Source organism: Shigella sp. FC1967, assembly GCF_001743005.1.
Lineage (GTDB): Bacteria > Pseudomonadota > Gammaproteobacteria > Enterobacterales > Enterobacteriaceae > Proteus.
Map to the genome: position 1 here is coordinate 1 of NZ_MIIZ01000423.1, position 219 is coordinate 219.

General features: G+C 29.7%; 1 protein-coding gene. It reads right to left on the reverse strand.

The annotated features are described in order from the left end of the window. Positions 1-219: PAAR domain-containing protein (locus BHE89_RS03625; protein ID WP_171742451.1), on the reverse strand; the 219-nt coding region annotated here is incomplete at both ends.

Sequence of the window (219 nt, forward strand, 5' to 3'; positions counted from 1 at the left end):
TCTAATGCAATGGCTTTTTTATTTATGATTGAATTTGTTGCTCCTTCCATAATTTTATTTTCACCATGTTTATTGCAAATAACAGAATCACCAATACAACCACAAGCGCAATGATGTCCATCTAATGCAATGGCTTTTTTATTTATGATTGAATTTGTTGCTCCTTCCATAATTTTATTTTCACCATGTTTATTGCAAATAACAGAATCACCAATACAA